The sequence below is a fragment of the Streptomyces sp. SID5910 genome, from assembly GCF_009862125.1.
Classification (GTDB): domain Bacteria; phylum Actinomycetota; class Actinomycetes; order Streptomycetales; family Streptomycetaceae; genus Streptomyces.
This window is the reverse complement of the sequence record NZ_WWHX01000732.1, coordinates 1-5,092: the sequence shown is the minus strand read 5'-3', so window position 1 is coordinate 5,092 and position 5,092 is coordinate 1. Positions and strand designations below refer to the sequence as shown.

At 74.0% G+C, this 5,092-nt stretch carries 5 protein-coding genes; 2 read left to right on the top strand and 3 right to left on the bottom strand.

The genetic code is table 11. The annotated features are described in order from the left end of the window. Positions 1-283: 283 nt before the first annotated feature. Positions 284-1,390 (top strand): DUF5937 family protein, encoded by a 1,107-nt coding sequence (locus GTW67_RS25785; protein ID WP_161167176.1) that lies wholly within the window; start codon positions 284-286, stop codon positions 1,388-1,390. Between the two features lie 34 nt (positions 1,391-1,424). Here the strand turns inward: GTW67_RS25785 and GTW67_RS25780 are convergent, their stop codons facing one another. The 3 genes from GTW67_RS25780 to GTW67_RS25770 all read right to left on the bottom strand — a co-directional run bounded on the left by GTW67_RS25780 (position 1,425) and on the right by GTW67_RS25770 (position 4,130). Continuing rightward, positions 1,425-2,084 (bottom strand): AAA family ATPase, encoded by a 660-nt coding sequence (locus tag GTW67_RS25780; RefSeq protein WP_161167175.1) that lies wholly within the window; start codon positions 2,082-2,084, stop codon positions 1,425-1,427. Positions 2,085-2,125: 41 nt separating this feature from the next. After that, complete coding sequence (locus GTW67_RS25775; protein WP_161167174.1) at positions 2,126-2,800, bottom strand: response regulator; 675 nt, start codon at positions 2,798-2,800, stop codon at positions 2,126-2,128. 127 nt (positions 2,801-2,927) lie between these two features. Then, positions 2,928-4,130: a DUF7134 domain-containing protein gene (locus GTW67_RS25770; protein WP_161167173.1), complete on the bottom strand. Its 1,203-nt coding sequence runs from the start codon at positions 4,128-4,130 to the stop codon at positions 2,928-2,930. A 118-nt stretch (positions 4,131-4,248) separates the two neighbouring features. Here GTW67_RS25770 and GTW67_RS25765 point away from each other — a divergent pair. Further along, positions 4,249-5,092: SAM-dependent methyltransferase (locus GTW67_RS25765; RefSeq protein WP_161167172.1), on the top strand; the 844-nt coding region annotated here is incomplete at its 3' end.

Below are 5,092 nucleotides of genomic sequence, written 5' to 3'. Positions count from 1 at the left end.
GGGCCCGGTGGAAGCGGCGGCGGTCGCGCCACGCGCGCACGGCCCGCCGGTCGTGGGTGCCGGGCGCGGGCGGCGCGGGCTCGCCGAGCTGACGGGCGCGGTAGGTGTCGAGGAGGTACTGCTGCGTGATGCTCATGACGGATCACCTCTCGGGGAGCGACGGCTGACGCCGTTTCGGCAAGGGGACTCCGATGCTGCTCCGGCGGGACCGCCGGTGTCGTGCCGATTGACGGCGGCGGTCAATCGAGGAGGCGTTGTCAGTGGCGGCGTGCACCATGGGGGCATGAGCGTGCGCATCGACATCACGGGGCTGCGGCCGGAGAGGGTCGCCGTCGTGCCCTCACCCCTGGCCGAGCTGTGCATGGCGCTGCACGCGCTGTCCGAGCCGGGGCACCACCCGGGGCTCCAGGGCTGGGTGACCGGAGTCGCCGCCCGGCTCGACCCGCATCTGGCCGACCGGATGTGCGAGGCCGACTTCCTGTGGCGGACGACGTTCTCGGACCTGTTCCTGCCGTTCGCCGGCATCCCCGGCCGCAGCACACTGCCCGGCGCCACCCTCGCCGAGGACCTGGACCTGCTGGACAAGCTGTCGGACGAGCAGTTCGTGGACGCGGCCCTGGAGTTCACCTGCGCCGTGCCCTACGGCGTCCAGGGCGCGACCGTGCTCTCGGACCCCGTGGTGCGCCGGCGCACCCTGGACCTCGCCGCCGCGCGGGGGCCGCGCCAGCTGCGGTTCAGTGAACGGCTGATGGCCGACCCGCCCCTGATCCGGTCCTGGCTGCGCCAGTTCTTCCAGGACTGCGACGAGGCGTTCTTCGCGGACGCCTGGTCCCGGCTGCGCCACCAGCTCGCGGCCGACGCCCGCCACAAGACCGACCTGCTGCGGCGCCGGGGCCTGGCCGAGGCGCTGACCGCGGTGTCCCCGGCGGTGAGGGTGGACGAGACGGCCGGCGTGATCGTGATCGACAAGCTGGGCGACGGCCGTACGGCGACCGCGGACGGCGGCCTGCTGCTCCTGCCCACCAGCTTCGGCTGGCCGCACCTGTCGGTCCTGCACCGGCACGGCTGGCAGCCCGTCCTGCACTACCCCGTGGGCGGCGCCGAGCCGGTCTCCCCGCCGTCGGTCGAGCAGCTCACGCTGCGGATGTCCGCGCTGTCCCACCCGGTGCGGATGCGGATCTGCCGCCACCTGGCCCGCAGCGCGTACACCACGAGCGAGCTGGCGCAGGCGCACGGCATGACGGCCCCGGAGATATCCCGGCACCTCGGGGCGCTGAAGAAGGCGGGCCTGATCACCACGCGCCGCCGCGGCCGGTACGTGCTGCACCAGCTGGACGTGACGGTGGTGGCCCGGCTGGGCAGCGACTTCCTGGAGGGCCTCCTCCGGTAGCCGCGCACGTCGGCGACGCGGGAGGGACCGGCGGTCAGTCGAGGCGGATGTGCCGCAGCCCCACCCCCGCCTGCCGCAGGCGGGTGCGCAGCGCGCCCTCGTCGTTGGGCCGCAGGGTGAGCCCGGCGAGTACGGCGATCCGGTCGGCGGTCCTCGGGACGGTCGTGCGGTCCGTCCACAGGTGCTCGGCGAACTCCGGTTCACGCAGCCGCTCCAGGCAGTGGTCGAGCTGCTCCACGGCCCAGCTCTCCCGGCGCGGACCGGGGTTCTTCCCGGTGGCGTACGCCAGGAGGCGCCCGAGGCCCCGCTCGCGCAGCCGTCGCAGCACGGTCTCGCGCTCGGCGAGGAGCGTGAAGTGGCGGACGTCGTGACCGAGTTCGCGCAGCCGGCCGACGGTCTCGGCGAAGTACGCCGGGTCGGTGACCGTCATGGGCGCGATGACCACCCCGTCGTGCCGGGTCAGGGCCAGGTCGAGGACCTCCACGACACCTTGCCGCCAGGACACCAGGTCCTGGAAGTCCTCGATCAGCGGCTTCCGGCCGCCGGCCCCGCGCAGTTCGGGCGGCAGCATCCGCCGCAGTCCGAAGCCGGCGTGCTCAGGGTCGCAGACGACGCTGCCGGGCAGCCGGCGCCGTATCTCGTACGCAGTCTGTGTCTTGCCGCCCCCGAAGGGGCCGTTGATCCACAGGAGCATGCGCGGCACCCTACCGACGCGGCGCCCGCCCCGGGGTGCCCTCAGCCGTGTCCGCCGCCGGCCCGCACCAGCCCCGTCTCATAGGCCAGGACCACCACCTGCACCCGGTCGCGCAGGCCGAGCTTGGTCAGGATGCGGCCGACGTGCGTCTTCACGGTCGCCTCGGACAGCACGAGCCGGGCCGCGATCTCCCCGTTGGACAGGCCCTGCGCCACCAGCACCATGACCTCGCGCTCGCGCTCGGTGAGCCGCTGGAGCTCCGCGTGCCGGGGCTCCTGGCCGGTGGCCGGCAGCATCGGCGCGAACCGGTCGAGGAGCCGGCGCGTGGTCGACGGCGCCACCACCGCGTCACCGCTGTGCACGGAACGGATCGCCGCGAGCAGCTCACCGGGCGGCACGTCCTTCAGCATGAAGCCGGAGGCGCCCGCCTTCAGCGCCGAGAAGGCGTACTCGTCCAGGTCGAAGGTGGTCAGGATCAGCACCTTCGGCGCGTCCGGGTCCACGCAGATCCGGCTGGTGGTCTCCACCCCGTCGAGCTTGGGCATGCGGACGTCCATCAGGACGACGTCCACGGCCGTCGAGCGCAGCACCTGAAGGGCCTCGACGCCGTCGCCCGCCTCCGCGACGACCTCCATGTCCGGCTGGGCCGCGAGCACCATCCCGAACCCGGTGCGCAGCAGCACCTGGTCGTCGACGAGCATCACGCGGATCGTCATCGGGGCCTCTTCCGTTCTTCTGCTGGGGGACACGGCTCTTCTGCCGGGGGACATGGCCGGTGGATCCGGCCGGGGACGCGGGGGCCGTGACAGGTGTCAACGGCGGACGTGCGTAAGGGCGCGGACATCAGTGTGCGGGCTTCAGCGGCAGCAGCGCACTGATGCGGAAGCCGCCGCCGGGCCGCGGCCCCGCGTCCAGGGTGCCACCGACCATGCCGATGCGTTCCCGCATGCCGATCAGTCCGTGGCCCTGGCCGTCGAAGCCGCCCTCCTCGTACAGCTCGTGGGGGGCGCCCTTGCCGTCGTCCTCGATGAGCAGGCCGAGCCCGTCGTCGAAGTAGACGAGGCGCACGCTCGCGCCCGCGTTGGGCCCGCCGTGCTTGCGGGTGTTGGTGAGCGCCTCCTGCACGATCCGGTACGCGGTCAGCTCGACGCCGCTGGGCAGTTGGCGCGGGGTGCCCTCCACCTTGAAGTCGACGGGCAGCCCGGAGGTGCGGCACTGCTCGACCAGGTCCTCGATCTGCTGGACGTCGGGCTGCGGGACGTACTCACCGGCCTCCTGGTGCTCGCCGGTGCGCAGCACGCCGAGCAGGCGGCGCATCTCGGCGAGGGCCTGCCGGCCGGTGGAGGAGATGGTCTCCAGGGCCTTCTTCGCCTGGTCGGGGGCCGCGTCCAGGACGTAGGCGGCGCCGTCGGCCTGCACGACCATCACCGAGACGTTGTGCGCGACGACGTCGTGCAGCTCCCGGGCGATCCGGGCGCGCTCGGCGGCGACCGCGACCTTGGCCTGTGCCTCGCGCTCCTTCTCCAGCCGGGCGTTGCGCTCCTCCAGCTGTGCGAAGTAGGCGCGGCGGGTGCGGATGGAGTCGCCGAGCACCCAGGCGAGGGCGAACGGCACCGCCTGGAAGACCGTTATGGCGATGTTGCCCGCTATGCCGGTGTTCTCGGTGGGCCAGCGCAGCTGTGCGAGGGGCGCGGCGCACAGGCCCATGGTGAGTGCGGCCCGGGACGCCCAGCGGGCGCCGGTCGCGGCGACCGTGTAGGCGATCACCAGCAGGGCGAAGTCGGCGGGCATCGTGGAGACGTCCAGCGCGAGCTGGCCCACCCCCAGCGCGGCGGCCAGCAGCAGCATCTTCTCCGGCATGCGCCGGCGCAGCGCGATCACCAGGCACAGCAGCACCGCGAACGGGACGATCAGCGCGGTGACGTCCGTCCCCCGGGCATCCCCCCGCGGGGCCATGGACATCACGGAGATCCCGAGCAGGACAAGGGCCCAGAAACAGTCGACCCCGGTCGGGTGTCTGCGGAGGAAATCGTAGAGGCGCTGCACGTAACCCAGCGTAGGGAAGCCGGATAGGTGCAGGGGTCAACCGGAGGGCCGATCCGGGCCTGGTGCGCATACTCCGCAAGGTGGAGGCTCCGTTCGCCTGTACGCCTAGCCTGGGCCCGTGACGGCGAGGACAGCAGGGGCGGCAGAGGCCCACGGGGCGGACGAGGACTGGCGTGGCTGGCGGGAGGCCACGGCGGACGCCCTGTACGGACCGGCGGGGTTCTACCGCGGGCCCGAGGGTCCCGCCGGGCACTTCCGCACCTCCGTGCACGCGTCGCCGCTGTTCGCGGGCGCCGTGGCGCGGCTGCTGTGCCGGGTCGACGAGGCGCTGGGCCGGCCGGCGTCGCTCGCCTTCGTGGACATGGCCGCGGGGCGGGGCGAGCTGGTCACGGGCGTGCTGGCCGCGCTGCCGGCGGACGTGGCCGCCCGCACGCGCGTGTACGCCGTCGAGGTCGCCGGCCGCCCCGGCGGACTCGACCCCCGGATCGAGTGGCTGGCCGAGCCGCCGCGCGGGGTGACGGGGCTGCTGTTCGCCAACGAGTGGCTGGACAACGTCCCGGTGGACGTGGCCGAGGTGGACGCCGAAGGCGTGGCACGGCGGGTGCTCGTGCGGGGCGACGGGACGGAGCGGCTCGGGGAGCCGGTGGGCGGGGCGGACGCGGAGTGGCTGGCCCGCTGGTGGCCGCTGCCGGGCGAGGTGGGGCTGCGGGCCGAGATCGGACTCCCCCGGGACACGGCATGGGCGTCCGCCGTCGCCACCCTGGACCGGGGCCTGGCCGTGGCCGCGGACTACGCCCACACCCGGGTGACCCGCCCGCCCTACGGCACCCTCACCGGCTTCCGCGAGGGCCGCGAGACACCCCCGCTCCCGGACGGCACATGCGACATCACGGCCCACGTGGCCCTGGACGCGTGCGCGTCGGCGGGGCGCCTCGCCGGCGGGGCGGGAGGCGACACGGGCC

What these genes read in the sequence shown, in the direction of transcription:
- GTW67_RS25775 (WP_161167174.1), bottom strand. Translation starts at nt 2,800, where the DNA reads ATGACGATCCGCGTGATGCTCGTCGACGACCAGGTGCTGCTGCGCACC.
- GTW67_RS25780 (WP_161167175.1), bottom strand. Translation starts at nt 2,084, where the DNA reads ATGCTCCTGTGGATCAACGGCCCCTTCGGGGGCGGCAAGACACAGACT.
- GTW67_RS25785 (WP_161167176.1), top strand. Translation starts at nt 284, where the DNA reads ATGAGCGTGCGCATCGACATCACGGGGCTGCGGCCGGAGAGGGTCGCC.